The following is a 900-nucleotide window of genomic DNA, read 5'->3' as shown; positions in this document are numbered from 1 at the left end:
CATCTACAGATCAGACCGTGTCGTCGCAGGATCTCGACCAACGTGCCTGGGCATCACATCTAGGTACGCAGGACCACGCACTGTCCCCGCAAAACCAGCACGAGCGCACCTCGGAACATCACGCCCGGCCAGCTTGCCTGGACGAGTCCCGAGGTGCGCGGCAGGCTGGGGCCTCCACGGATGCGACCGGCACCTGGTCAACCTGAGACTGGTGGCGATCAGCAACGCGCTGAGGAACTCAACACGATGAGGACCCAACCATGCCCACACACGACCGCCGGGCCTTCAACCAACCTGACGACAAACACAACCCGACCATCGTGCTGACCGGAGCCACCACCGGGATCGGCCGCGCCACCGCAATGGCGCTCGCCGAGCGGGCCGGCCATCTGATCCTCCATGGGGGCAGTGAGCACGTCGGAGAGGTGAGGGTCACCTCTGTTGAGCCGCTAAGGAAGGGGGGACCCCCATGACCTACTCAGCCCGCATCCTGTACCTGCTCATGGGTGCCGACCTCGGGGCGGTGCTCACCATCACCGCGCTCATAGCGGGGTTCCGATGAAGCGCGCGAGGCTGGCGATCATCACGCACCTCACTCTCTCGGATGGTGCGTAAGTGGACAGGCGCGCCACTCACGGATGGACCGCAATCCGGCGCCAGGTCAGCGACTTGGAGTCGGCCCTCTCGGAGTCGGCCGTGCGGTAATGCGCCAGGCCTGACCCATCACCCTCCCAACTCGCAGACCGCCGACCGGGTAGGGCAGGACGGTGGCACGACGCCACCTTCCAAGCTGTCCACCTCTCCCCCCAAGCCCGCGTCACGAGCGAAAGGCAGCCGCCTCGATGAGTCCAACCGCCAGAGTGAGTGTGCCAGTCTGAAATGGCCCCAGTTGGAGCCGTA

The 900-nt window shown here is 65.4% G+C and carries 1 protein-coding gene; it reads left to right on the top strand.

Going from position 1 to position 900, the window contains the following annotated elements; translation table 11 throughout:
• The first annotated feature begins 260 nt into the window (after window positions 1-260).
• Window positions 261-473 carry a hypothetical protein gene (locus tag E7Z54_RS03240; protein ID WP_136431571.1) on the top strand — a complete coding sequence of 71 codons (213 nt, stop codon included), beginning with the start codon at window positions 261-263 and terminating at the stop codon, window positions 471-473.
• Window positions 474-900: the final 427 nt, after the last annotated feature.

Origin of the sequence: Nocardioides sp. (genome assembly GCF_004803405.1) — a bacterium.
Taxonomy (GTDB): domain Bacteria; phylum Actinomycetota; class Actinomycetes; order Propionibacteriales; family Nocardioidaceae; genus Nocardioides; species Nocardioides vastitatis.
Note: the sequence above shows the minus strand (reverse complement) of the source record. Positions and strands in the feature narration are given on the sequence as shown.

What these genes read in the sequence shown, in the direction of transcription:
- E7Z54_RS03240 (WP_136431571.1), top strand. Translation starts at nt 261, where the DNA reads ATGCCCACACACGACCGCCGGGCCTTCAACCAACCTGACGACAAACAC.